Here is a 25,271-nt window from a genome sequence, read left to right as displayed (position 1 = left end):
GTGCGCACCCCCATCCGCGCCCTGCTGCGCTCCCCGCTCGGCGTCGTGGTGCTGATCGCCGCGCTGTGGTTCGTCGTCACGTTCCTGGTCTTCCCGAACGCGAACCTGCTCGTCACGACCTTCTTCCCCGACGGCGCGTTCAGCGGACGCGCGCTCGAGAAGCTCCTGAGCTCCGACCGGGCGATGCGCAGCGTCGGCAACAGCCTCCTGCTCGCGGTCACCCTCGCGATCACGGTCAACGTGGTCGGCATCTTCATCGTGCTGGTGACCGAGTACTTCGTGGTGCGCGGATCCCGCGTCCTCTGGCTCGGCTACGCCACGACGCTCATCTACGGCGGCATCGTGCTCGCGGCCGGCTACAACTTCATCTACGGCCGCTACGGGTTCGTCACGGCCATCGCGCAGCGGGCGTTCCCCGACCTCGACCCCGACTGGTTCTCGGGCTACTTCGCGGTCGTCATCGTGATGACGTTCGCCACCACGACGAACCACATGCTGTTCCTCCGCTCGTCGCTCGCGGCGATCGACCACCAGACCATCGAGGCCGCGCGCAGCATGGGCGCGGGCACGGGTCGCATCCTCTTCCGCATCGTGCTGCCGGCCCTGCGCCCGATGATCTTCGCGGTCACCGTCCTCACGTTCCTCACCGGCCTCGGGGCGCTCACCGCTCCCCTGGTGCTCGGCGGCACGGGCTTCCAGACGGTGGCGCCGATGATCGTCACGTTCTCCAAGAGCACGAGCTCCCGCGACCTCGCGGCGCTCCTCGCGATCGTGCTGGGCGTCGCGACCATCGTGCTGCTGGCCATCATGAACCGCGTCGAGAAGTCGGGCGTGTACTTCTCGGTGGCCAAGGTCGCGACGCCGCTGCAGAAGCAGCGCATCCGGAACCCGGTCGTGAACGGCGTCGTGCACGTCGTCGCGTACGCGCTGTTCGTGGTCTACGCGCTGCCGGTGATCCTCATCGTGCTGTTCTCGTTCCTCGACTCGAAGAGCGTGCAGACGGGCACGATCACGCTGGACTCGTTCACTCTGCGGAACTACGCGACCGTCCTCGGCTCCCCCGACGTGCTCCGGCCCTTCATCGTGAGCCTCGTCTACAGCGCGCTGGCCGCCGTCATCGTCGTGGCAGGGCTCCTGTTCGTCGCGCGCATGATCCAGCGGAACCGCAACTGGGTCACCGCGACGCTCGAGTACCTGCTGCACATCCCGTGGATCCTGCCGACCATCCTCATCGCGCTCGCGCTGCTGCAGACGTTCGACCGGCCGCAGCCGCTCATCGGCGGGCAGGTGCTCACCGGCACGACCTGGCTGCTGCTCGTGGCATACATCATCGTCAAGGTGCCGTTCACGCTGCGCCTGCTGAAGGCGGCGTTCGCGAGCGTGCCGCAGTCGCTCGAGGACGCGGCGCGGATCCTCGGCGCGAAGTCGCTCACGACCTTCCGCCGCGTGCTGGTGCCGCTCGTGATCCCCACCGTCGCCGCCATCACGGCGCTCAACTTCAACAGCCTGCTCGACGACTACGACGCGGCGGTGTTCCTCTACCAGCCGCTGTACGAGCCGCTCGGCATCGCGATCAAGGCGAGCACCGAGGGCGAGGCCAACCTCGACTCGATGAGCATCACGTTCGTCTACACGGTCCTGCTCATGATCATCATGGGGCTCACGATGTACCTCGTGTACGGGCGCTCGGGCGGGCGGAAGCGGCGACGCGGGCGGACGAGCTCGCCCGAGCTGGAGCCGACAGCGCCGGCCCTCGCGACGAGCGACCCCGGAGCGCCCGCCCCGACGGCGCCGCGCACGCCGGTGGGCTGATCCATACGGCGAACACGACGAAGGCCCCGTCCGGGTGGACGGGGCCTTCGTCGTGCCGGAGGGTTCCGGACCCTCGACGAGCGTGGAGCATGCGACGCGATGGTGGAGATGCGGGGAATCGAACCCCGGTCCACTGCTGTAATCCTGCGCCTTCTACGGGTGTATCCAGGAAAGGCGTCCTGCTCGGCCCCGGAACTTGCTCCTGGCATCTGATCCGACGGGCCCAGCCTCAGTTCGAGTCCCGCGCGGCCCTGAGGCACGACCGCGCAGCGAGCTCCCTTTTCTGACGCCGACTTACCGGTTAGAGAGCATCACCGGGTCGACGGTCCTGTTAGTGCGCTCGCTTAGGCAACGAGAGCGAAGGACGACTGCTTGTTATTGGCAGTTGTATTTTGCAGAGAGCGTTTACGAGATAGCCCTGCATCCTCGACCCGCTTCTCGCAGTCATTCAGGCAATGTCGAAACCGATCATCCCCATGAACGGCCCAGCGCCTCGAGAGGCGCCCGAGCCGGGTCGCATGTTCCACGCTGTCGAGTTGTCAATCGCCGGTCGCGACATCCGCGACCAGCCCTCCATGGTACCCGACCGCTGACGGTCGCACCACCGGGAGGAGGGGCTATTCGCCGAGGCGACGGTGGGACGACATCGCCCGGTCCGCCTCGCGCTTGTCCTGCCGCTCGCGCAGCGTCTGGCGCTTGTCGTACTCCTTCTTGCCCTTCGCGATGGCGAGCTCGACCTTGGCGCGGCCGTCGACGAAGTAGAGCTGCAGCGGGACGACCGTGTAGCCGCCCTCCTTCACCTTGGAGTGGATCTTGAGGATCTGCTCCTTGTGCAGGAGCAGCTTGCGCTTGCGGCGCACCGGGTGGTTGTTCCACGTGCCCTGGTTGTACTCGGGGATGTGCACCGCGTCGAGCCACGCCTCGCCCGCGTCGACGAACGCGTAGCCGTCGACGAGCGAGGCCCGCCCCTGCCGGAGCGACTTGACCTCGGTGCCGGTGAGCACGAGGCCAGCCTCGTAGGTCGACTCGATGGTGTAGTCGTGGCGCGCCTTGCGGTTGGTCGCCACCACCTTCTCGCCACGTTCCCTGGGCACGGTGGACTCCTCGATGGTTCGGGTGGATCTGCCCGGATCCGGGCAGCCCATCAGCCTACCGGAGGATCAGATGCGCAGATAGCGGCTGATGGCGAAGTTCGCGGAGACCGCCGCGAGCACGACGCCCACCCCCAGCAGGATCGGCACCACGAGCAGCGCGTCATCCATGTTCACGAGGGATATCGACGTGAGCCGCGTGCTCAGGAACCCCTGGACGAAGAACTTCACGAGCGCCACCGTCGCCGCGCTGGCGAGCACCGACCCGATGAGCGCCGCGAACACGCCCTCGAGGATGAACGGGGTCTGGATGAAGCGGTTCGACGCCCCGACCAGCCTCATGATGCCCAGCTCCCGTCTCCGCGAGAACGCGGACAGGCGGATCGTGGTGGCGATCAGCAGGGCGGCGGCGACGAGCATCAGGCCGGCGATGCCGACGGCGGTGAGGCTGGCGGCGTTGAGGATGGAGAAGATCTGGTCGAGGTACTGCCGTTGGTCGGTGACGTTCTCGACACCGGCTAGCCCGGAGAGGCTGTCGCTCAGGATGTCGGACTTCGACGGGTCCTTGAGGTTCACCCAGAACGCCTCGTTGAGGAACTCCGGCTGCACCAGCTCGGTGACGGGATCGCCCTTGAACTGCTCCTGGAAGTTCTTGTACGCCGTGTCCTGGTCCTCGAAGTAGTACTTGTCGATGAACGGGGCGAGCGTGTCGCTGTCGAGCTGCTGCTTGACGGCGTCGATCTGCTCCTGCGTGGCCTTGCCGTTGACGCAGGTCTCGCTCGGCACCGAGGTGTCGGTGCAGAAGTCGATCGCGACCTGGGCGCGGTCGTACCAGTAGTTCTTCATCTGGCCGATCTGCATCTGCAGCAGCACGGCGGCGCCCACGAACGTGAGCGAGATGAAGGTGACGAGCACGACCGAGACGACCATGCTGACGTTCCGACGGAGGCCGTGGCCGACCTCGGAGAGGACGAGTCCGAGTCTCATCGCGTGGGCCCCACATCCTGTACGCCGGTGTCGTCCGGCGACTCTCCTCGGGCGCGGAGGCCCAGCTTCTCGGCCAGGCCGAGCTCGGCGAGCTCGGCGTCGTCGCGTCCGTGGGCGGGCGCGGATCCGCCCTCGCCGTCGGACAGGTCGGGGAGGCGGATGACGCCGGTGCCCTCGGGGAGCCGCCGGATGGATCCGGTGCTCGGGGCAGCGGGGGCCGCTCCCCCGCCGTTCCGCCTGCTCGGCGGGGTGGGCGCGGTGGGCGGTCCGTCGTCCACGGGCGCGGCGGCATCCCGGGTGACCGGGGCGGCACGCGACGGCGCCGGCTCGACGGGTCGCGCGGGGACCTGCTCGGCTGCGCGCGGCTCCGGGCGGGAGGGGGCGGCCTCGCGGCGCTCCTCCGCGGCCGGGGGCGGGGTCGGGCGGTCGCGCTCGGCGTCGCGCTCGATCTCGCGCTCGGGGACGGGATCCACGCGCGCGGCCTCGGCGAACGCGGAGGGCGCGTAGGCGGGAGCCACCGGCCGGGATCCGTGGTCGGACCCGCCGTCGCGTCCCGCTTGCGCCGCTCGTGCGGGCTCGGTGTCGCGGTCGGGCGAGGTGGCCGGCACGATCGGCACGCCATCCTCGGCGGGCGCGGCGGATGGTGCGGCGGAGGGCGTGGCGGATGCCGGCGCAGCGACGGCGGCCGGAGCGTCGGCGCCCTTCGCGGGCTTCCTCGATGCCTTGGCGGCGGCGGCCTCGCGGGTCGCCTCCTCCTTGGCGCGGGCCTTCTCGTCGGCGCGTCGCTGCTTGTCGCGCCTGGCCTGCTCGCGGCGTTCCGCGGCGTTCGCGGGCTCCGCCGGAGCGGTCGGGCGCACGGGTGCCGGGAGCGGCGCGGCGGGCACGAACACGGGCGTCGGCGCGGCGACGGGCGGGTGCTCCGGGTTCACGCCGACCGGGTTCTCGGCCGTGCGCGGCAGGTCGATCGCGGAGGTCTGGTACTGGCCGCCGACCTCGTCGCGGACGACCTCCCCGCCGATCAGCTCGATCACGCGCTTCTGCATCTGGTCGACGATGCCGGAGTCGTGGGTGGCCATGATCACCGTGGTGCCGTTGGCGTTGATCCGCTCGAGCACCTGCATGATCCCCGCGCTCGTCAGCGGGTCGAGGTTGCCCGTGGGCTCGTCGGCGAGGAGCACGGCCGGCTTGTTGACCACGGCGCGGGCGATGGCCACGCGCTGCTGCTCGCCGCCGGAGAGCTCGTGCGGGAGGCGCTGCTCCTTGCCCTGGAGGCCCACCATGGCGAGCACGTCCGGGACGGCCTCCTGGATGAAGCCGCGCGACTTGCCGATCACCTGGAGGGTGAAGGCGACGTTGTCGAAGACCGACTTGTTCGGGAGCAGCCGGAAGTCCTGGAACACAACCCCCAGGCTGCGCCGGTAGTACGGGACCTTGCGGCTCGACAGCTGGTTCAGCTGCTGGCCCAGGACGTGGATCGTGCCGTTGGTCGGCCGGTCCTCCTTGAGCACGAGACGCAGGAAGCTGGACTTGCCTGACCCGGATGCGCCGACGAGGAAGACGAACTCCCCCCGCAGGATCTCGAGGTCGACGGAGCTCAGCGCCGGTCGGGGGTTGCCGGGATACACCTTGGATACGTGGTCGAACCTGATCATGTCGGTACGACCCTAGGCACGGGAGGTGCCTTTCGCCGCATCGACTCACCGCGGCGAGCGGTCCTCCGGACTCTCTCAGGCGCGGTCGGGCGACTTCCGCCAGCGGATCCCCGCGGAGATGAAGCCGTCGAGGTCGCCGTCGAACACGTTGGACGGGTTGTTCACCTCGTGCTCCGTGCGGAGGTCCTTGACCATCTGGTACGGCGCGAGCACGTAGCTGCGCATCTGGTCGCCCCAGCTCGCGGTGATGTTGCCGGCGAGCTCCTTCTTGGTGGCCGCCTCCTGCTCGCGCTGCACGAGGAGCAGGCGCGACTGCAGCACCCGGAGGGCGGCGGCGCGGTTCTGGATCTGGCTCTTCTCGTTCTGGCAGGTGACGACGATACCGGTCGGCAGGTGGGTGATGCGCACGGCGGAGTCGGTCGTGTTGACGGACTGGCCGCCGGGGCCGGACGAGCGGAAGACGTCGACGCGCATCTCGTTCTCGGGGATCTCGATCGACTCCGTCTGCTCGATGAGCGGCACGACCTCGACCGCCGCGAACGACGTCTGGCGCTTCCCCGCGGAGTTGAAGGGGCTCATGCGCACGAGGCGGTGCGTGCCCGCCTCGACCGAGAGCGTGCCGAATGCGTACGGCGCGTCGATCTCGAAGGTGGCGGACTTGATGCCCGCCTCCTCCGCGTAGGAGGTGTCGAGCACGGTGGCGGAGTAGTCGTGCTGCTCGGCCCAGCGCAGGTACATGCGCATCAGCATCTCGGCGAAGTCCGCGGCGTCTACGCCGCCGGCGCCCGCGCGGATGGTGACGACCGCGGGGCGCGGGTCGAACTCGCCGTTGAGGAGCGTCTGCACCTCGAGCTCGTCCATGATCTTGGTGATGCCGGCGAGCTCGACGACCGCCTCCTCGGCGGACTCCTCGTCGTCCTTGGCCATCTCGACGAGCACGTCGAGGTCGTCCAGGCGGCGCTGCAGCTCGTCGATGCGCTTCAGCTCCGACTGCCGGTGGCTCAGGTCGCTCGTGACCTTCTGCGCCTTCTCGGTGTCGTCCCAGAGGTCCGGCTCGCCCGCCTGGGCGCTCAGCTCCTCGACCTCCTGCTGCAGGCGCTCGACGCCGATCACCGAGCGGATGTTGGAGTAGGTGTCGCGCAATTCTGTGATCCGCGAAGAGAAGTCCTGGTCGATCATGGTGCCGCCCAGCCTACCGTCAGGGCCGTCGGCGGCGTCCGGGGCGGGGGCCGCCCGCGCGTAGGCTCGGGGGCGATGTCGACCCCCGATGCCCCCTTCTCCCTCCGCGCGGTGGCGCTCCCGGCGCTGCTGCCCGCGCTCCTCTTCTCCATCGGCGAGGGGGCGATCATCCCCATCATCCCGATCGTCGCGGGCAGCCTCGGTGCCTCGCTCGCGATCGCCGCGTTCATCGGCGGCATGATCATGCTCGGCGAGCTCGTGGGCGACATCCCGAGCGGATCCGTGGTGAGCCGCATCGGCGAGCGGACCGCCATGATCGGCGCGGCCTTCGTCTCCATCGGCGGCCTGGTGCTCTGCCTCCTCGCGCCGAACCCGCTCGTGCTCGGCATCGGCGTCTTCCTCATCGGCGTCTCGACGGCCGTGTTCGCGCTCGCCCGGCACGCGTTCATGACGAGCTTCGTGCCGCAGGCGTACCGCGCCCGCGCGCTCTCGACGCTCGGCGGCACGTTCCGCGCCGGCTACTTCGTGGGGCCGTTCCTGGCCGCCGGCGTGATCCACCTGACGGGCGCCTCGCAGTCCGCGTTCGTGATCCACATCGTGGCGTGCCTCGCGGCCGCCGTGACGCTCCTCGTGCTGCCCGACCCGATGGACGTCGTGCGCCGCAACCGCACCGCCGACCTGCGGAGCGCGGCACCCGCGACGGCCGGCGAGCCGCAGGACGACGAGTCCGTGGCGGCGACCGCGGGCGCCGCTCCCCCAGCGCGCGAGTCGGCCGGGCTCGCGCGCACGCTGTGGCGGTTCAAGGGCGTGCTCGTGAAGCTCGGCTCGGGCGCGGCCCTCATCGGCGCGATGCGCGCGGGCCGCGGCGTGCTCCTCCCCCTGTGGGCCGTGAGCATCGGCATCTCGGACGCGAACACGGCCCTGCTGATCGGCATCGCGGGCGGCGTGGACTTCGCCCTCTTCTACGCGAGCGGCCAGATCATGGACCGCTTCGGCCGCCTGTGGAGCGCCGTGCCGTCGATGGTGGGGCTCGGCCTCGGCTACCTCGTGCTCGCGTTCACGCCCGACCTGCCGACGAGCGTGCAGTGGTTCATCGGCGTGGCCATGTTCATGTCGGTCGCCAACGGCGTGGGCTCGGGGATCCTCATGACCCTCGGCGCCGACCTCGCGCCGCGTGAAGACCCGGCCCCCTTCCTCGGCGCCTGGCGCTTCACGGGCGACGCCGGCAGCGCCGCGTCCCCGCTCCTCATCGCCGCCCTCACCTCCGCCGCGTCGCTCGCCGTCGCCAGCGGCGTGATGGGGGTGCTCGGGCTCATCGGCGCGGGGATCCTCGTGCGGTACGTCCCGCGGTATGTGCCGCGGAAGCCGCGGCCGACCGCCTGAGGGCCACTCACCCACCTCCCGCCGGCCCGACCGGCGCGGCGCCCGGCCCCACCAGCACGCTGCGGGCGGTGCTCGTGACGTCGATGCGCACGCCGTCGGGGGCGAACAGCGAGGCGACCGGCGGGATCCACGTGGCGGAGAGGGTGACGCGCGCGCTGCGGCCGTCCGGCGTCGTGGCGCCGTCGACGCGGAGGTCGTGGATGCCGGCCGTCGGCTCGTCGGCGAGGAACGCCGTGACCGTGGAGGCGACGCCCGCGTCCGTGAGGGGCGGGAGCGCGACGCCGTCGTCGCCGACCGCGACAGCCGCCGGTCCGCCCCCGTCCACGTCGAAGGACTCGGCGCCCGCCAGCGCGGCCGCGTCCGCGAGGGAGAAGAGCCGGACGCGTTCGAGGTAGAGCGAGGACGCCGCGGACACCATGAGGATCACGGCGAGGCCGAGCGCGCAGGACGCGATCACGAGCGGAAGGATCGAACCCTCGTCCTCGGCCGGGGCGACCGCCGGGATCGCCGCGCGGCCGCGACGAGGCCGCGTCCTGCCGGCGGTCATCGTCCCCCTCGTGCGAAGACCGAGACGCGCTCGTCCGCATCGCCGTGGACCGCGACCGATCCGGGCGCGTCCGGCCCGGCGACGGGCGGCGCGAGAGGCAGCTCGGCCGCGACGCGCACCGACACGTGCACGAGCGACCGCGGGGCGTGGCAGCTCTGCGGATCCGGCGTGCACGTGATGTCGAGGGCGATCCCGCCGGGGGCGATCCCCTGGTCGGCGAGCGTGACCTCGACGGCCGACCGCGCCTCGCGGCGTCCTGCGGCGTCGTCGTCCGCCCGCACGTAGACGCGCGCAGCCTGCCGGGCTGCGCCCTCCGTGCCCAGCGCCGCACCCTGGATCGCGGACAGGGCGAGGACGAGGTAGACGAGCGGGACGAGGAGGAGCACACCCGCCGTGATGAACTCGAGCGCCGCCGAGCCCCGGTCGTCAGCCCAGGCGCTCCACGGCCGCATGGCCCGTCACCTCCAACCCGCGGTCGACGCCCAGGAGGCCGATGAGGGGCAGCGTCGTCCGCACGGTGACGCTGACGACCGCGTGCCCGAGCACGGTGCCCGTACCCGCGGTGACGTCCTCCGCGTACCGAGCTCCCACCGCCGTCGTGATCAGCTCGCGCGTGCGCTCGATGCCGTCGGCGCGGGTGGCGCCCGCGAGCGCCGCAGTGCGCGCGCCCTCCGCGGCGGCGTCGAGCACGGTCGTCCGCACGTGCAGCGCCAGCGCGAGCTGGACCACCGACAGGGCGAGGACGACGAGGAGGGCGCCGACCATGACGAACTCGGCTGGTGCCGAGCCGCGGTCGTCGCGCATCAGAACGACGTGACCCGGTCGATGGCCTGGGTGAACACGTTCTGCAGGAGGGGGCCCGCCACTCCCCAGAGGATGATGACGAGCCCGGCCGTCATCAGCGTGATGAGCACCCAGCCGGGCACGTCGCCGCGGTCGTCGTCCCACGGCGCTCCGGGCGTCGCATCCGTGCCCAGTGCGTCTCGTTCGTCGGTCATGTCGTGCCTCTCGGTCGGTCTCGGTGTCGGGATGGGTCGTCGGTGCCCGCCTACAGCCCGAGCTGCAGGACGAAGATGCCAGGGAACAGGGCGAAGACGATGGTGAGCGGGAGGATCAGGAACACAAGCGGCACCAGCATCCCCACCTCCTTGCGGCCGGCGCTCTCGAGGAGCTCGCGCTTGGCGACCTCGCGCGCGTCCTGGGCCTGCGCGCGGAGCACCTCCGCGAGCGGTGTGCCGCGCTCGAGGGATCCGGCGAGCTGGTCGACGAGACGCGACACCGCGGGCATGGCGAGGCGTCGGGCGAGGTCGTCGAAGGCCCGGGTGACGGGGATGCCGGTGCCGACGTCGGCGACGACGCGCCCCAGCTCCATCGCGAGCTCCCCCGAGCCGACGCGGGCCACGCGGCGGAGCGCGTCGAGCAGGCCCTCCCCGGCCGCGAGGCTGAGCGCCAGGAACTCCAGCACGGTGGGCAGCTCCGCCTGGATGCGCGCGATCCGCCGCTTCGCGCACCGCTCGAGCGCGGTGTCGCAGGCGACCAGGCCGGCGACGGCCGCGACGAACGGCACAGCGACCAGCTGCGCCTGAGGCAGCCCTCCGGCCACGACCGCGGCGCCGCCGAGCAGAGCGGCGATCACGATGCCGGCAGCGGCCCCGAGGACGAGGCCGACGAGCTGGCGCGATCGGTGCCGCTCGACGTCCTCGGGCGAGCCGGACTGTCCGAGCAGCCGCTCGATGCGCTCCGTGCCGCCGAGCACGCGCGCGAGGCCGCGTCGCAGCGGGATCACGGCCGGGGCTCCGAGCGTCCCGAGCACGGGCAGCGGGTGGACGGTGGTGAGGGCGAGGTGCCGACGCGCGCCCTCCGAGACGTCGAGGACGTGCGGGGCCACTCGGTCGAGCAATCGAGCGCGACGGAACCGGGGAACCGCTCCCATCATCGTCCAGAGCCCCACGCCAGCGACGAGGCCGAGGACGGCGCCCCAGGACTCGACCCCCGTCACGCGAACCACCTCCGGTCCTCCGGCAGCCGCCCGAGGGCGAGCATCAGCCGGTACGCGATGGCGGACACGACCAGCCCGACGACGATCACCACTGTGCCCGCGGCGGTGTCGTACGCGGCGACGGCCTCGTGTCGGGTGGACAGCAGGGCGAGGATGATCCAGGGGGCCGCGACGCCCAGCTTGGCCGCGTTCACGACCCACGACTGCCGGGCCTCGGCCTCGCTCCGGATGGCGGCCTCCTCCCGGAGGAACCGGGCCAGCCCGCGGAGCACGTCGGGCAGCTGCGTGCCACCCACCTCGCGCGCCATCCGCAGCGTCTCCAGGATGCGATCGGCCGTCGGATCCGCCAGCTGATCCTTGAGCTCGTCGAGCGCCACGGCGAAGCTCCCGGTCGTGCGGTGCACGGACGCGAAGTCCCGGAAGGCGGGCCGGAGGACCGCGGGACCCGCGACGGCGAGCGACGCCACCGCATCCGGCAGCCCCATGCCCGCACGGACCGCGCTGACGAGGTGGTCGACGACGTCGGGCCACACCTCGCGATGGGCTCGACGACGTGCCGCGGATCGCGCGCCGACGACGGCCCACGGGAGCAGCAGGCCGGTGGCCGCTGCGGCGAGGGCGGCGCCGTCGACGCGGAGGAGCGCCTCCACCAGCACGCCCGCAGCGAGGCCGACCAGCCCGGAGACGGCGAGGAAGGAGCTCACCGAGACCCGGGCCAGCCCCGCGTGGGTGAGGCGGTCGTGCACGGACGCGGTCAGCCCACGGTCGCGCGCCGACCCGTCGGACGAGGCGGGCCACAGGCGCGGCGAGATGAGGAGCACCAGGCCGGCGCCGAGCGCCAGCCCGAGGGCGACGCTCACGGAGCGCCCACCAGGACCCGGAGCGGGTCCAGCCCGGCCGCGCGGAACTTGGCCAGGTGCGCGGGCTGGCCTCCGGTGGCGGTCAGGATCCCGTCCTCCAGGGCGAACACCGAGCTCGCCTCGATGACCATGCCCGAGTGACGGCCACCGGGCGCGAGGACCTCGACCACCCGCCGGGCACCGGACGGCAGCACCTCGAGGTGCACGACGAGGTCGACCGAGGTCGCGACGGTCGGCACGACGAAGGCGGAGTCGATGTTGCGGCCGGCCAGCAGCGGCAGGGTGCACAGCTTGACGAGCGCCTCGCGCGCGCTGTTCGCGTGGATCGAGCACATGCCCGGCACGCCCGAGTTGAGCGCGATGAGGAGGTCGAGGCACTCCGCCTCCCGTACCTCGCCGACCACGAGCCGGTCGGGCCGCATGCGCAGCGCCTCCTTGATGAGGCGCCGCAGCGTGATCTCGCCCGACCCCTCGAGGCTGGGCTGGCGGCACTGCATGGCCACGACGTCACGGCCGGCCGGATCCAGCTCGAAGGTCTCCTCGACCGTGACGATGCGGTCCGATGCACGCGCCGAGGACAGGAGGGCGTCGATCATCGTGGTCTTGCCCGTGTGGGTGGCCCCGCTGACGACGATGGAGAGGCCCGCGCGCACGCTCATGCGCAGGAACTCGGCGGCCTGCAGCGGCAGGCTGCCGAGGGCGACGAGGTGGTCGAGCTCGCGGATCCGCCGGGAGAACTTCCGGATGTTGACGGCCCAGTGGCGGCGCGTGACGTCCGGGATCACCACGTGGAGCCGCGACCCGTCCGGCAGCGACGCGTCCACGAAGGGCGTGGAGAGGTCGACGCGGCGCCCGGAGGACTGCAGCATCCGCTCGACGAGGTCGCGCACCTCCGCGTCGGTGAGGACGAGCGGCGTCAGCTCGGGGACGCCGGCTCGCGCCACGAAGACGCGCGTGGGCGCGTTGATCCAGATCTCCTCGATCGAGTCGTCGTCGAGGAGGGGCTGCAGGGCGCCGAAGCCCGTGATGCGCGCGAGCACCTGGCGCTCGGTGGCCGCCTCGTCGTCGAGTAGCCGGGAGTCGGATCCGAGCGCCTGCTCCGCGAACCGCCTGACCTCCTCGCGGACGACGGCCGCCGTGCCCGAGGGATCGGCCGCCGCCCCGTCGTCCCGCAGGCGCTCGCGCACCCGTCCGGCGATGGTGTCGAGTGGGGTCCGCGTCTGCACCCGCACAGGATGCTGATCAGGGGCCGATCCCGTCGGGGTCGTCCACAGGTCGAGGCGTCAGGGACGGCTCGACCGGGTCAGTACCCGAGCTCTGCCTTCGCCGACGCGTACGCCGCACGAACCGCGGGCACGCCCGGCGCGTCGAAGACCTCGTCGCCCGCGAGTGGCCACTCGGGTACCGAGCCGGTGAGGATCCACGCGGCCTGCTTCGCGGCACCGTCGGCGACGAACTCGCCCGCGTCCGGCACGTGGATGGGGACGCCGAAGATCGTGGGCGCGATCTCGCGCACGGCACGGCTCTTCGCCCCGCCGCCGATGAGGAGCACGCGCTCCACCTGGACGCCCTGGCGCGTGATCGCGTCGAGGCCGTCGGCCAGGCCGCACAGCATGCCCTCGACGTGCGCGCGGGCCATGGTCGCCGGCGTGCTGTTGCGGAGGGTCATGCCGTGCAGGGACGCGGTCGCGTCGGGCAGGTTCGGGGTGCGCTCGCCCTCGAAGTAGGGCAGGAGCACGAGGCCGTCGGATCCCGCGGGCGCCTCGAGCGCGAGCTCGGACAGCCGCGCGTGGTCGACGCCGAGGAGGCGCGCGCCGCCGTCGAGCACGCGGGCGGCGTTGAGGGTCGCGATGAGCGGGAGGAAGTTGCCCGTGGCGTCCGCGAAGCCGGCGACCGTCCCGGTGGCGTCGGTGATCGGATCCGCCGTGACGGCGAACACCGTGCCGGACGTGCCGATCGAGACGACCACGTCGCCCGGCACCGCACCGAGGCCGAGCGCGGCGGCCGCGTTGTCGCCCGCGCCGGGGCCGACGGGGATGCCTGCCGGGACGCCGGGGATCCCGTCGCCCGTGACGCCGGCGGACTCGCCGGGCCCGAGCACGCGCGGCAGGCCGACGACGCGGCCGAGCGCGCGCTCCAGCAGGTCGAGCCGGTACTCGCCCGTGACGCTCGACCAGTAGGCGGTGCCGCTCGCGTCGGAGCGGTCGGTGGCGAGGGCCGCGAGGTCCGGGGATCCGACGCAGTGGCCGAGGAGGCGCCAGGTCAGCCAGTCGTGCGGGAGGGCGACGGCGGCGACGCGAGCGGCGTTGTCGGGCTCGGCGTCGCGGAGCCAGCGGAGCTTGGTGGCAGTGAAGGACGCGACGGGGACGACGCCCGTGGCGCTCGCCCAGGCCTCGTCGCCGAGCTCGTCGCGGAGGTCGGCGGCGGCCTTCGCGGATCGCGTGTCGTTCCAGAGGAGCGCGTCGCGGATCACCGCGCCCTGCTCGTCGAGGCAGACCATGCCGTGCTGCTGGCCGCCGACCGAGATGGCGGCGACGTCGTCGAGGCCGCCCGCGTCGGCGATGGCCGCGAGCAGGGCGTCCCACCAGGCGGCAGGATCCACCTCCGTGCCGTCGGGGTGGGACGCACGGCCGGAGCGCACGAGGGCGCCCGTGTCGAGGTCGCGGACGACCACCTTGCAGCTCTGCGTGGAGGAGTCGATGCCTGCTACCAGTGTCTTCGTTGTCACGATCAACATATTAGGGGGCGTCCTAAGCTGGTCGGGCACCCGCGGGAGTGGTGGAATCGGTAGACACGCAGGATTTAGGTTCCTGTGCTTTCGAGCGTGAGGGTTCAAGTCCCTTCTCCCGCACCAGCGACCTCGGCGCCTGACCCGCGCCACGACCCTCGACCGGGGGTGTCCGGGACTCGGCGCGCTGACGGCCGCTCCCGATATCCTGTGCTCTGCCGCAGGTCGCTCCGCTCACGTCGCGACCCACCACGACTGGAGCCCCACGTGCACCCCCAGCTCTTCGACTTCCTCGACTCGACGACCCTCATCGAGTCGTTCGGGGGATTCGCCCTCATCGGGATCTGCCTCATCATCTTCGCCGAGACCGGCCTGCTCTTCGGGTTCCTCTTCCCCGGCGACACGCTCCTCGTCATCGCGGGCCTGACCCTCCCCGGGATCACCGGCATCGACATCTGGTGGGTCTGCCTCGCGATCGCGTTCTCCGCGTTCGCGGGCGGCGAGGTCGGCTACCTCATCGGCCACAAGGCAGGACCCAAGGTGTTCGAGCGCAAGGACTCCGGCATCTTCAGCCGGCAGAACGTCGTGCGGACGAACGCGTTCTTCGCGCGCTTCGGCGGGCTCGCCGTCATCGCGGCGCGCTTCGTGCCCATCGTCCGCACCTTCGCGCCCATCGCGGCCGGCGTCGGCCACATGGACTACCGCAAGTACTCCTTCTACAACGCGATCGGCGCCCTCATCTGGGGCGCGGGGCTCACCTTCCTGGGCCACCTGCTCAACGGCTTCCCGCCCATCCGCGACTTCGTCACGCACTACATCGACTACGTGCTGCTCGGCGCGGTGTTCATCACCGTCGTCCCCGCGGCGATCCACTTCCTCCGCGCCCGCAAGCACGCGCACGACGGGGAGTCGGCGGGAGTCGCGACGGACGGCGACGACCTCGCGCTCACCCCGGAGGAGTTCGACCAGGACCCCTCGAACGACCCGCGCCGCTGAGCCGGCAGCCGCGGGCGCGGGATCCGGGACGCGGTCCCCCGGGATCCCGCCGGATCAGACGTGGTGGCGGTGCTCGTGCCCGGCGTGCTCCTCGGGCTCCAGCTGGAACGTGCTGTGCTCGACGTCGAAGTGGTCGTCGAGGCAGCCCGACAGCAGGTCGAGCAGCTCGCCCGTGCGGCCCTCGCGGAAGACCTCCTGCTCCACCACGACGTGCGCGGTGAACACGGGCGAGCCCGACGTGATGGCCCACACGTGCACGTCGTGCACCGCGGTGACGCCGGGGGTCTCCAGCAGGTGGGCGCGGATCCGCTCGGGCTCGGTCCCCACGGGCGTCGACTCGTTCAGCACGCGCACCACGTCACGCAGCAGCACGGCTGCCCGCGGCACGATGAGCGCGGCGATGACGAGCGACGCGATGGCGTCCGCGCGGCCGAAGCCGGTGACCGCGATGACGACGCCCGCGGCGATGGTGGCGACCGATCCGAAGGCGTCGCCGAGCACCTCGAGGTAGGCGCCGCGCATGTTGATCGAGCGCCCCGCCCCGCCGCGGAGCACCAGGAGCGACGCGACGTTGGCGACCAGGCCGATGCCGGCGGCGAGCAGCATGATCCCGGGATCCACCACAGGGCCCGCCGGCGCGAGCAGGCGCTCGACGCCCTGCACCGCGACGTAGACGGCGACGCCCGCGAGGATCAGGCCGTTCACGAGGGCGCCGAGCACCTCGCCGCGCTGGAAGCCGAAGGTGTGCCGGTCGGTCGCGGGGCGCGCGGCGACGATCGTGGCGACGAGGGCGATGCCGAGGCCGAGCAGGTCGCTGGTCATGTGACCCGCGTCGGCGAGCAGCGCCAGCGACCCGGAGACGAGCGCGCCGACGACCTCGACCACGAGGACCGTCGCGGTGATCGCGATGGCGACGACGAGGCGCCTGCGGTCGGTCGTGGACGCGCCGTGGTCGTGCGATCCGGAGCCCATGCGTCCACCGTACGGGCCCGCAGGCGCGCGGATCCAGCCGACGGCGCAGTCGGGAACGACTCCCGCTCTCAGCAGCGTCGGGGGAAGGCGTCAGGCCTCGCCGAGGAGCTCGTGACGGACCACGGGCATGATCGCGTCGAACGCCAGCGCGCGGTGGCTGACCCGGTTCTTCTCGTCGGCGCTGAGGGCCGCGGCGCTCGCTCCGCCGGTGGCGGGGCGGAAGATCGGGTCGTAGCCGAAGCCGCCCTCCCCCGCGACCTCGCGGAGCACGGATCCCTCCCACGCTCCGAGGGCCGTGCGCTCGACGAGGCCGTCCGCGGTGGGGACGACGAGCGCCGCGGCGCACGTGAAGCGGGCGCCGCGGTGCACGTCCGGCACGTCCGCCAGCTGCCAGAGCAGGAGCTCGAGGTTCTCGCGGCTGTCGCGCGCGGGGCCCGCCCAGCGCGCCGAGAAGATCCCGGGCGATCCGCCCAGGATGTCGACGGAGATGCCGGAGTCGTCCGCGAGCGCCGCGTGCCCCGTGTGCAGCGCGGCCGCACGCGCCTTGATGAGCGCGTTCTCCTCGAACGTCGTGCCGTCCTCCACGGGCTCCGGCCCGTCGTAGGCGACGAGGTCGATCCCGTCGAGACGGGTGCCGAGGATCCGGCGCAGCTCCTCGACCTTGTGGGCGTTGTGCGTGGCGAGGACGAGCGGTATCACGGCCGGTCCTCTCAGCGGCCGAGCGCCTGGGCCTGCAGCGCGGTGAGCGTCGTGCCACCGCCGAGAGCGAGGTCGAGGAGGGCGTCGAGCTCAGCGCGGTCGAAGGGCGCGCCCTCCGCCGTTCCCTGGACCTCGACGAAGGATCCGCTGCCCGTCATGACGACGTTCATGTCGGTCTCCGCGCGCACGTCCTCGACGTAGGCGAGGTCGAGCAGCGGCTTCCCGTCGACGATGCCGACCGACACCGCCGCGACGCTGTCCTTCAACGGGGTGGCGCGCTGCGCGATGAACTTCTTCTCGCGGCCCCACTCGAGCGCGTCGGCGAGGGCGACGTATGCGCCCGTGATCGCCGCGGTGCGCGTGCCGCCGTCGGCCTGCAGCACGTCGCAGTCGATGACGATCGTGTTCTCGCCGAGCGCCTTCATGTCGACGACGGCGCGGAGGCTGCGGCCGATGAGGCGCGAGATCTCGTGCGTCCGGCCGCCGACCTTGCCCTTGACGGCCTCGCGGTCCATGCGCTCGTTCGTGGCGCGCGGGAGCATCGCGTACTCGGCCGTGACCCAGCCCTGGCCGCTGCCGGCCTTCCAGCGCGGGACGCGGTTCGTGAAGGACGCGGTGCAGAGGACGCGGGTGCGCCCGAAGGAGATGAGGGCGGATCCCTCGGCCTGCTCGCTCCAGTTCCGCTCGATGGTGATCTCGCGCAGCTGGTCGGCGGTGCGGCCGTCGTGGCGGGGGGTGTCGTCGGTCATGTGCGGCCTCAGCTCGGGTCGGGGGTGGATGGGGTTCCGTCGGCGGGCGACGCGTCGGACGCTCCGTCCCGCGGCCGGTGGGGCAGGGAGATCGCGCCCGTCTCGACGAGCTCGACGTGGGTGACGCCCGAGCCGAGCATGCGGTGCGCGAGCGTCTCGAAGTCCGATGCGCTGCCGCCGGTGGCCTCGTACCGGATCACGGGCGGCGCGTCGGAGCGGCGCTCGAGGCCCGCGGACACCAGCTCCCGGTACACGTCCTTGGCGGTCTCGGTGTCGCTGGAGACGAGGGTGACGTCGGGGCCCATGAGCAGCGAGATCGCGCCCTCGAGGAACGGGTAGTGGGTGCAGCCGAGGACGAGCGTGTCGATGCCGGCCGCACGCAGCGGCGCGAGGTAACCCTCGGCGGCCGCCATCAGCTCGGGACCCGATGTCACGCCTCGCTCGACGAAGGCGACGAAGTCGGGAGCCTCCGCGGAGGTGAGCTCCAGGTGCGGCGCGGCGGCGAAGGCGTCGTCGTAGGCGCGGCTGGTGACGGTGGCGTGCGTGGCGATGACGCCCACGCGGTGGTTGCGGGTGACGCTGACGGCCGTGCGCACGGCCGGTTGGATCACCTCGACCACGGGGATGTCGTAGCGCTCGCGGGCGTCGCGGAGCATGGCCGCCGACGCCGTGTTGCACGCGATGACGAGCATCTTCACGCCGCGCTCCACGAGGTCGTCGAGGACCGCCAGCGCGTAGCGCCGGACATCCGCGATGGGCTTGTCGCCGTAGGGCGTGTGCGCGGTGTCGCCGATGTAGATGATCGACTCCCGCGGCAGCAGGGTCGCGACCGCGCGGGCCACCGTGAGGCCGCCGACGCCGGAGTCGAAGATCCCGATCGGCGCGTCGCTCATCGGGCCAGCCTACCGGCGGGTCCGGGCGCGACCGGAGCCGGCGTCCGGCTGGCGCGCGTCACAGCGACCGCCGCGCGTCCTCCTGCGCCACCAGCTCCGGCAGGTCCTTCAGCCGCCCCAGCCCCGCGAGCGGCTGGGCCATGCGCGCGTTGCCGCGGAGCCGCTCCCGGTTGCGGTCGAGGAACCACCAGTAGCCCGCCGTGTACGGGCAGGCCGTGGGGCCGACGCGCACCTTCGGGTCGAACGGGCAGCCCCCGCAGTGGTCCGACATCCGGTCGATGTACGCGCCGCCTCCCGCGTAGGGCTTCGTCGCCATGCGCCCGCCATCCGCGTGCAGCGCCATCCCGACGACGTTCGCCGGCATGACCCACGGCGTGCCGTCGACGAAGGAGTCGATGAACCAGTCGTTCATGGCCGCGGGGTCGTAGCCGCGCTGGAGCGCGAGGTTGCCCAGGATCATGAGCCGCTCGATGTGGTGCGCCCAGCCGTGCGTGCGCACCTTGTCGACGACGTGGGAGAGGCAGGCGGCCTCGATGCCGGATGCGTCGAGCTCCTGCAACGCGGTCGGCACTCCCCGGTGCGCGTCGAGCCGGTTCTGCGAGGTGTAGTCGTCCTCGAAGGCCCAGTAGAGGTGCCACACGTAGTCCCGCCAGCCCATGATCTGCCGCACGATGCCCTCGACGCTCTGGATGGGCGCGCGCCCGGCCGCGTGCTCGGCCGTGATGCGCTCGATGACGTCCGCCGGATCCAGCACGCCCATGTTCATGTTGGCGCTCAGGAGCGAGTGCGCCATGGTCCAGTCCCCCTGGAGCGACGCGTCCTCGAAGGGGCCGAAGTCGTTGAGGCGGCTGGCCACGAAGTCGTCGAGCGCGAGGCGCCCCTCCTCGGGCGTGACGGCGAAGCGCCGCGGGCCGTCCTCCCCCACGAAGCGCACGATGCCCTTGCGCTCCCACTCGTCGAGGTCGGCGCGGACCTCGGCGTCGATGTCGTCCTCCTCGGGCCACCACGGCTCGGGCAGGCCGAGGCTCGTCGCGCCCTTCGGCGGGCGCTCGCGGTTGTCGTGGTCGTAGTTCCAACGGCCGCCGACCGGGTCGTCGCCGTCCATGAGGATGCCCGTGCGAGCGCGCGACCACCGGTAGAAGTCCTCCATGACGAGCCGGTTCGAGGTGCGGCCCGCCATCCACTCCGCGAACTCCTGCTCGCTCGTGACGAAGCCGCGGCTCGGCAGCACCTCCGCCCCGATCTCCGCGACGAGGCGCCGCAGCCCGCGGGAGGTGGGGTCGATGACCTCGAGGTCGTCCCGCCCCTCGACGACCTCGCGGTAGTGGTCCACCTGGTGGAACTCGACGCGGTCGCCCAGGGCCCGTGCGCGGTGTCGGATGCCCGAGAGGATGAGGTGCGCCTTCGCACGGTGGTACGGCCTCCGGGCGAGCAGGCCACGCGACTCGATGAGCAGCATGGGCCCGCCGTCGTCGAAGTGGTCGCCCAGCTGGTCGGCGAGGATCCATCGCGTGCGCTCCATGGCACGAACCTAGGCCGGACCCCCGTCATCGTCCCGCGGCGCGCGCCAGGCGGATCGGACCGCCGCCGGACGCCGCCCTAGGCTGAGCGGGTGACCCAGGCGACCTCCCTCCTCACCGACCGGTACGAGCTCACGATGCTCGACGCAGCGCTGAAGGCGGGCACCCACGACCGCGAGTGCGTCTTCGAGTGCTTCGCCCGGCGCCTCCCGAGCGGCCGCCGGTTCGGCGTGGTCGCGGGCACCGGCCGGCTGCTCGAGCTCATCCGCGACTTCCGCTTCGGCGACGCCGAGCTCGAGTACCTGCGTGCCGAGCGGGTCGTGGGCGAGGAGGCGTTGGCCTGGCTCGCCGACTACCGCTTCCGCGGCCGCATCACCGGCTACCGCGAGGGCGAGGTCTACTTCCCCGGATCGCCGCTCCTCACGGTCGAGGCGCCCTTCGCCGACGGCGTGATCCTCGAGACGCTCGTGCTCAGCGTCCTCAACTACGACTCCGCGGTCGCGAGCGCCGCCGCGCGCATGGTGCAGGTCGCCGGCGACCGCCCGCTGGCCGAGATGGGATCCCGCCGCACGGGCGAGCGCTCGGCCGTCGCCGCCGCGCGCGCGGCCTTCATCGCGGGCTTCAGCGCCACGTCGAACCTCGAGGCGGGCCGCGCGTGGGGCGTCCCGACCATGGGCACGGCGGCCCACTCCTTCACGCTGCTGCACGACACCGAGGAGCAGGCCTTCCGGGCCCAGGTCGACGCCCTCGGAGCGGGCACCACGCTGCTCGTCGACACGTACGACGTGCGGCAGGGCGTGGAGACCGCGGTCCGCGTCGCCGGCCCCGGCCTCGGCGCCGTCCGACTCGACTCGGGCGACCTCCCGGTGCTCGTCGGCGAGGTGCGCGCGCAGCTCGACGCGCTCGGGGCGACGGGGACGCGCATCACGGTCACGAACGACCTCGACGAGCACGGCATCGCCGGCCTCGCCGCGTCGCCCGTGGACTCCTACGGCGTCGGGACCTCGCTCGTGACCGGATCAGGGGCCCCGGCCGCGGGCATGGTCTTCAAGCTCGTCGCCCACCGCGACGCGGGCGGCGCCGGCGACTGGGTGTCCGTCGCGAAGCGGTCGACGGGCAAGCAGAGCCGCGGCGGCCTCAAGGCGGCGCTGCGCCGGCACGACGCGCAGGGCATCGCCACGAGCGAGCTCGTCACGGTCGGGCCGCACCCCGCACCGCTCCCCAGTGACCGCGACCTCGTCGTCACGCTGGCGGAGGGGGGCGAGCCGGATCCGCGCTGGCTCGGACCCGAGGGGACCGCCGCGGCCCGCGCGCACCACGCCCGGGTCGTGCGCGACCTGCCCGCGCAGGCCTTCCGGCTGCGCGCCGGCGACCCGGCGATCCCCACCGAGGAGGGCGCGACCGCCTGACGCGGGCGGCCGGTCGGATGCGCCCTACTCGGGCTTCATGTTCTCGTAGATGCGCTTGCAGTCCGGGCAGACCGGGAACTTCTCGGGGTCGCGACCCGGCAGCCACTTCTTGCCGCAGAGCGCCTTCACGGGCTTTCCGCTGATGGCGGACTCGAGGATCTTGTCCTTCTTCACGTAGTGCGAGAAGCGCTCGTGATCGCCGGGCTCGATCGTCTCCTGCTCGAGGAGCTCCTCGAGCTCGCGGTCGAGCGTGTCGGTGCCGCCGCCCTGCGCGGGGCTTCCAGGGGCCTGTTCGATGCTGAGGATGACCATGCGGCCATCCTACTTTTCCGCCGCGGGGGTACCGGCGGCGCGAGCCCCGGGGATCAGTGCCGCAGCGCGAAGGCCAGGAGCTCGGGGCCGCGTCGCTCGAAGACGCGACCTCCGCCGGCCACGCCGACGACGAGCGTCACGACGCCGATGCCCAGCCCCACGAGGAGCGACCACATGGGGTACGCGCCGCCGTGGACGAGCCCCATCCAGCCGAGCCAGACGGACGGCAGCGCGAGGACCACGGTGGCGAGGAAGGTGAGCGTGGGCACGGTGGATCCGCCGGCGCTCACGCTCTGCGGCGCGTGGAAGGGGCTGTCCCCGGGACGGGACGCCGGATACGGGAAGCGCGCGGAGAAGAGCGACGCCAGCCCGACTCCGGCGAGGAGGACGCCTCCGCTGACCCCGATGACGGAGGGCAGGACGGACGGGTCGCCGAAGCCGAGCGCGCTGAGGGGCGCGCCGAGCGCGACGAGCGGGATGCCGATGGCGAGGACGGGCACGATGCGGCCGACGCGGTCCGCGACGCCGCGGATGCCGGACACGACGTGCAGCCACACCGCGGTGTGGTCGTGCGCGGTGTCGTTGTGCACGCTCCAGCCGAGGAAGAGCGCCATCACCGGCAGCGGCACCAGGGCGAGCACGTGCGCGTCGACGTCGACGATGACGAGCGGGATGAGGAGCACGAGCGGGAGCACGGGGATCAGCACGAGCGTGGCGCAGTAGCGCGGGTCGCGGATCCAGTAGGTGACGCTCCGGGCGGCCACGGCGCCCGTGGGCGACGCGCCGAAGCGGCCGAACCAGCCGAGGCCGGTCTGGGCGCGGCCGCCGCCCGCGCGGTCGGGAGCCGTGAGGGCCCACGGCACGAGGCGGACCCAGGCGAGCGCGAGCAGCGCCGCCGAGGCGACGGCCACCAGCAGCATCCCCGACGCAGCGCCGGCGTCGCCCTCGACGGCCGCGGCGGGAGCGGACCAGGCCGCGCCGAGCGGGGTCCAGGCGACGACGCCGAGCACGCCGCGCGCGGGGCGGAGCCCGTCGTCCAGGAGGTCGGCCTGCGCCAGCGCGACCACAGCGGGGACGAGGAGCACGGCCACGAGACCCGCCGTGAGCCCGGTCGCCTCGCGTGCCCGGCGCGTGCTGAGCAGCACGGAGGAGAGGACGGTGCTGATCCGGGCGACGAGCACGCAGGTGACGACCGCGGCACAGGCGGCGATCACGGCGACGAGGGCGGTGAGCGGATCGCGGGCCCACGTGACCACGGTGGTGAGCGCCACGACCACGAGCACCGCACCCGGGACGCTGACGACGGCGGCCACGCCGAGCGCCAGGGCGAGTCGTCGGGGCTCGATGCCGTAGAGCGCGAAGCGGCGCGGGTCCATGGCGTCCTGGGTCCCCAGCACGAGCGGCACGACGAGCGACCCGAGGACGACGAGCGCGCCACCGGCCACGACCACGTCCCGCGCGGCGGCGACGTCGGCGTCGCGGAGGCCGGCCAGCGCGCCGACGGCGAGCACCGTCACGAGGATCCCGTACACCGCGGCCGCCACGAGCCCGAGGACCTGCCAGGGGCTGCGGCGGAAGGCGTTGGCGAGGAGGGCGAGCCTCAGTCGGAGAACGAGTGCAACCACGAGAACCCCTCCGCCGTGCGTCGACCGCCGGCCAGGGCGACGAAGCGCTCCTCCAGCGAGCGGCCCGCGCGGACCTCGTCCATGGTGCCCGCGGCGAGCACCCGGCCGTTGACGATGATCGCGACGTGGTCGCAGATGCGCTGGATGAAGTCCATGCCGTGGCTCGACAGCACGACCGTGCCGCCGTGGGCCACGTAGTCCTGCAGGATCTCGACGACGTTGGCCGCCGACACCGGGTCGACCGACTCGAACGGCTCGTCGAGGACCAGCATGCGCGGCGAGTGGATCATGGCGCAGGCGAGCGCGACCTTCTTGGTCATGCCCGCCGAGTAGTCGGTGACGAGCCGCCCGACGGCGTCCTCGAGCCCGAAGGCGGCCACGAGGTCGGCCGAGCGGCTGCGGATCTCCGAGTCGGGGAGCCCCCGCAGGGCGCCCGAGTAGTGCAGGAGCTGCGCGCCGGTGAGGCGGTCGAAGAGGCGGAGACGGTCCGGCAGCACGCCGATGCTCCGCTTCGCGGTCAGCGGCTCACGCCAGACGTCGATCCCGTTGACGGTGACGGTGCCCGCATCGGGCCGGAGGAGCCCCGTGACCATGGACATGGTCGTGGTCTTGCCCGCCCCGTTGGGGCCGACGATGCCGTAGAAGGAGCCGGCGCGGACGGTGAGCGCGATGTCGTCGACGGCGACCTTCTCGTCGAAGCGCTTGGTGAGCCCCTCGATCACGAGGACGTCATCCCCCAGCTCCGGAGCGGCTGCGCGGTCGCCGCGCACGGACGGCGTGAGGGCGGTCTCGGCGACTCCGGCGAGGCCGGGGCGGGTGGAGCGGGGCGCGGTGAGGCTGTCGGTGCGCACGGTCACGGCGCGGGCCGTCCCGGGCTCGGGATCCGGACCGGGTCCCGGCACGGCGTCGGCGTCCGAATCCGGGTTCGCGGACTCGTCGTCGACGACCTGCTCGGACGTCTCGGCGGCCTGGGCCTCAGCCTCAGCGGTCGGCTCGAGCGCGGTCTCGTGATCCGTGAGCGGCTCGGGCTCGGGCTCGGGCTCGGGCTCGACGCTCGCATCAGGCTCGGCGGCCGCGTCCGGGGTGTCGAGGGCGTCGGGGACCGCGTCGCCCGGATCCGTCGCCTCCACGCCCACGGGGTCGACCGGATCTGCGTCCGCAGACGCCGGATCGGGTCCATCCGCGGCTGCCGCCGCCGAGACGACGTCGGTCGGCGCCGTGCCGTCGTCCTCCAGGACGGGGCGGACGGGATCGCCCGTGGGCTGGCGGTCAGCATCCGAGAACATGCTGCTGAGCTGCGTCAGGCCGTCCTGGTCTGGCGCCGTGGGTCCGGCATCGTGCGGGTCCGCTGCATCCGGCACCTCGGCGGGCGTCGTAGGCGAGTCCACGGACATGCCGGTCGCCGTCCGCTCCTCGGCCACGTCCGAAGCCGCGCTGTCCTCGGAGGCCACGACGGCCTCCGCGCTCCCGGCCGCTCGCTGCACGCGGGTGCGTCGTCGGACGCGCGGAGGGCGCGATGCCGCGGACGTGCTCTCCCCCGCATCGTCCGCGGAGACGGGCAGCCGCGACGCGGGCGCGACGACGGGGCTCGACTTCACCCGGGGCGGCGTTGGCGCCACGACGACGGCGGGCGCGGTGCGCGGGGAGGGCGCGGTGGCACGACGCGGGACGCGCTGACCGGGGCGCGGCGGGCGCGGCACGGCGGCCGGACCCTCGGCCGGGACCGCGGTGACGGGCGGATCCTCCGCCGGCACGGCTGCGGCGCTGTCGGCGTGATCCCGGGGCTCCGCGGAGGAGTCGGACGTGGCGTCAGGGGAGGTCGTCTCGTCGGGGGCGTCGGTCACGGCCCCACGTTAGC

The 25,271-nt window shown here is 72.7% G+C and carries 24 protein-coding genes, 1 tRNA gene and 1 other RNA gene; 5 read left to right on the top strand and 21 right to left on the bottom strand.

Annotated features, from left to right (window positions below):
- Window positions 1–1,812, top strand: coding sequence for an ABC transporter permease (locus tag K0V08_RS02265; protein WP_079532733.1), 1,812 nt, complete (start codon window positions 1–3; stop codon window positions 1,810–1,812).
- Window positions 1,813–1,912: 100 nt separating this feature from the next.
- Here the strand turns inward: K0V08_RS02265 and ssrA are convergent.
- The 5 genes from ssrA to prfB all read right to left on the bottom strand — a co-directional run bounded on the left by ssrA (window position 1,913) and on the right by prfB (window position 6,721).
- Window positions 1,913–2,288, bottom strand: a transfer-messenger RNA (tmRNA) gene (gene ssrA, locus K0V08_RS02260).
- A 141-nt stretch (window positions 2,289–2,429) separates the two neighbouring features.
- Window positions 2,430–2,906 (bottom strand): SsrA-binding protein SmpB, encoded by a 477-nt coding sequence (gene smpB / locus K0V08_RS02255; protein WP_012037997.1) that lies wholly within the window; start codon window positions 2,904–2,906, stop codon window positions 2,430–2,432.
- A 66-nt stretch (window positions 2,907–2,972) separates the two neighbouring features.
- Window positions 2,973–3,890, bottom strand: a complete 918-nt coding sequence (gene ftsX, locus K0V08_RS02250) for a permease-like cell division protein FtsX (RefSeq protein WP_012037996.1) — start codon at window positions 3,888–3,890, stop codon at window positions 2,973–2,975.
- The gene (gene ftsE / locus K0V08_RS02245; protein ID WP_172407305.1) at window positions 3,887–5,542 is read right to left on the bottom strand and encodes a cell division ATP-binding protein FtsE; all 1,656 of its coding nucleotides are present in this window, start codon (window positions 5,540–5,542) and stop codon (window positions 3,887–3,889) included. Before ftsE ends, ftsX begins: the two co-directional genes overlap by 4 nt.
- A gap of 75 nt (window positions 5,543–5,617) precedes the next feature.
- Window positions 5,618–6,721: a peptide chain release factor 2 gene (prfB, locus tag K0V08_RS02240; protein ID WP_012037994.1), complete on the bottom strand. Its 1,104-nt coding sequence runs from the start codon at window positions 6,719–6,721 to the stop codon at window positions 5,618–5,620.
- A gap of 75 nt (window positions 6,722–6,796) precedes the next feature.
- Between prfB and K0V08_RS02235 the strand changes: the two genes are divergently transcribed.
- Window positions 6,797–8,104, top strand: a complete 1,308-nt coding sequence (locus tag K0V08_RS02235) for an MFS transporter (RefSeq protein WP_079532731.1) — start codon at window positions 6,797–6,799, stop codon at window positions 8,102–8,104.
- Window positions 8,105–8,111: 7 nt separating this feature from the next.
- Here the strand turns inward: K0V08_RS02235 and K0V08_RS02230 are convergent, their stop codons facing one another.
- The 8 genes from K0V08_RS02230 to xylB all read right to left on the bottom strand — a co-directional run bounded on the left by K0V08_RS02230 (window position 8,112) and on the right by xylB (window position 14,247).
- On the bottom strand, window positions 8,112–8,651 hold the full coding sequence (locus tag K0V08_RS02230; protein ID WP_079532727.1) for a pilus assembly protein TadG-related protein: 540 nt from the start codon (window positions 8,649–8,651) through the stop codon (window positions 8,112–8,114).
- Complete coding sequence (locus K0V08_RS02225; protein WP_079532724.1) at window positions 8,648–9,103, bottom strand: hypothetical protein; 456 nt, start codon at window positions 9,101–9,103, stop codon at window positions 8,648–8,650. Before K0V08_RS02225 ends, K0V08_RS02230 begins: the two co-directional genes overlap by 4 nt.
- Window positions 9,078–9,455 (bottom strand): TadE/TadG family type IV pilus assembly protein, encoded by a 378-nt coding sequence (locus K0V08_RS02220; RefSeq protein WP_012037990.1) that lies wholly within the window; start codon window positions 9,453–9,455, stop codon window positions 9,078–9,080. The genes K0V08_RS02225 and K0V08_RS02220 overlap by 26 nt, the downstream gene beginning before the upstream one ends.
- Window positions 9,455–9,649 carry a hypothetical protein gene (locus tag K0V08_RS02215; RefSeq protein ID WP_012037989.1) on the bottom strand — a complete coding sequence of 65 codons (195 nt, stop codon included), beginning with the start codon at window positions 9,647–9,649 and terminating at the stop codon, window positions 9,455–9,457. Before K0V08_RS02215 ends, K0V08_RS02220 begins: the two co-directional genes overlap by 1 nt.
- 50 nt (window positions 9,650–9,699) lie before the next feature.
- A complete protein-coding gene (locus K0V08_RS02210; RefSeq protein ID WP_079532721.1) occupies window positions 9,700–10,650 on the bottom strand; it encodes a type II secretion system F family protein in 951 nt (316 codons plus the stop codon).
- Window positions 10,647–11,510, bottom strand: a complete 864-nt coding sequence (locus K0V08_RS02205; protein ID WP_079532719.1) for a type II secretion system F family protein — start codon at window positions 11,508–11,510, stop codon at window positions 10,647–10,649. The genes K0V08_RS02210 and K0V08_RS02205 overlap by 4 nt, the downstream gene beginning before the upstream one ends.
- A complete protein-coding gene (locus K0V08_RS02200; protein WP_012037986.1) occupies window positions 11,507–12,742 on the bottom strand; it encodes a TadA family conjugal transfer-associated ATPase in 1,236 nt (411 codons plus the stop codon). Before K0V08_RS02200 ends, K0V08_RS02205 begins: the two co-directional genes overlap by 4 nt.
- A 71-nt stretch (window positions 12,743–12,813) precedes the next feature.
- Complete coding sequence (gene xylB, locus K0V08_RS02195; protein ID WP_079532716.1) at window positions 12,814–14,247, bottom strand: xylulokinase; 1,434 nt, start codon at window positions 14,245–14,247, stop codon at window positions 12,814–12,816.
- 32 nt (window positions 14,248–14,279) lie between these two features.
- Between xylB and K0V08_RS02190 the strand changes: the two genes are divergently transcribed.
- Together K0V08_RS02190 and K0V08_RS02185 are read left to right on the top strand one after the other, a co-directional pair.
- Window positions 14,280–14,364: transfer RNA gene (locus K0V08_RS02190), tRNA-Leu, on the top strand.
- A gap of 141 nt (window positions 14,365–14,505) precedes the next feature.
- Entirely contained in the window at window positions 14,506–15,234 is a 729-nt protein-coding gene (locus K0V08_RS02185) for a DedA family protein (protein WP_079532713.1), read from the top strand.
- Window positions 15,235–15,288: 54 nt separating this feature from the next.
- Here K0V08_RS02185 and K0V08_RS02180 read toward each other — a convergent pair whose 3' ends face one another.
- The 5 genes from K0V08_RS02180 to K0V08_RS02160 form a co-directional block, all read right to left on the bottom strand.
- Window positions 15,289–16,206, bottom strand: a complete 918-nt coding sequence (locus K0V08_RS02180) for a cation diffusion facilitator family transporter (RefSeq protein ID WP_012037983.1) — start codon at window positions 16,204–16,206, stop codon at window positions 15,289–15,291.
- A 90-nt stretch (window positions 16,207–16,296) separates the two neighbouring features.
- Window positions 16,297–16,905: an RdgB/HAM1 family non-canonical purine NTP pyrophosphatase gene (rdgB, locus tag K0V08_RS02175; protein WP_079532711.1), complete on the bottom strand. Its 609-nt coding sequence runs from the start codon at window positions 16,903–16,905 to the stop codon at window positions 16,297–16,299.
- A gap of 11 nt (window positions 16,906–16,916) precedes the next feature.
- Window positions 16,917–17,654 (bottom strand): ribonuclease PH, encoded by a 738-nt coding sequence (gene rph, locus K0V08_RS02170; RefSeq protein WP_012037981.1) that lies wholly within the window; start codon window positions 17,652–17,654, stop codon window positions 16,917–16,919.
- 8 nt (window positions 17,655–17,662) lie between these two features.
- Window positions 17,663–18,547, bottom strand: a complete 885-nt coding sequence (gene murI / locus K0V08_RS02165) for a glutamate racemase (protein WP_079532708.1) — start codon at window positions 18,545–18,547, stop codon at window positions 17,663–17,665.
- A 58-nt stretch (window positions 18,548–18,605) separates the two neighbouring features.
- Window positions 18,606–20,069: a cryptochrome/photolyase family protein gene (locus K0V08_RS02160; RefSeq protein ID WP_079532706.1), complete on the bottom strand. Its 1,464-nt coding sequence runs from the start codon at window positions 20,067–20,069 to the stop codon at window positions 18,606–18,608.
- A 90-nt stretch (window positions 20,070–20,159) separates the two neighbouring features.
- Between K0V08_RS02160 and K0V08_RS02155 the strand changes: the two genes are divergently transcribed.
- A complete protein-coding gene (locus K0V08_RS02155) occupies window positions 20,160–21,476 on the top strand; it encodes a nicotinate phosphoribosyltransferase (RefSeq protein ID WP_079532703.1) in 1,317 nt (438 codons plus the stop codon).
- 24 nt (window positions 21,477–21,500) lie between these two features.
- On the opposite strand, the gene K0V08_RS02150 is transcribed toward K0V08_RS02155, so the two are convergent.
- From K0V08_RS02150 to K0V08_RS02140, 3 genes are read right to left on the bottom strand one after another with little or no spacing between them, the layout of a single operon-like run.
- Complete coding sequence (locus K0V08_RS02150) at window positions 21,501–21,788, bottom strand: DUF3039 domain-containing protein (RefSeq protein ID WP_012037977.1); 288 nt, start codon at window positions 21,786–21,788, stop codon at window positions 21,501–21,503.
- A gap of 53 nt (window positions 21,789–21,841) precedes the next feature.
- Window positions 21,842–23,413 (bottom strand): ABC transporter permease, encoded by a 1,572-nt coding sequence (locus K0V08_RS02145; RefSeq protein ID WP_079532701.1) that lies wholly within the window; start codon window positions 23,411–23,413, stop codon window positions 21,842–21,844.
- Window positions 23,389–25,257 (bottom strand): ATP-binding cassette domain-containing protein, encoded by a 1,869-nt coding sequence (locus K0V08_RS02140; protein ID WP_231689093.1) that lies wholly within the window; start codon window positions 25,255–25,257, stop codon window positions 23,389–23,391. The genes K0V08_RS02145 and K0V08_RS02140 overlap by 25 nt, the downstream gene beginning before the upstream one ends.
- Window positions 25,258–25,271: the final 14 nt, after the last annotated feature.

This window comes from Clavibacter michiganensis (assembly GCF_021216655.1).
Lineage (GTDB): Bacteria > Actinomycetota > Actinomycetes > Actinomycetales > Microbacteriaceae > Clavibacter > Clavibacter michiganensis.
This window is presented reverse-complemented; position numbering and strand designations above follow the sequence as displayed.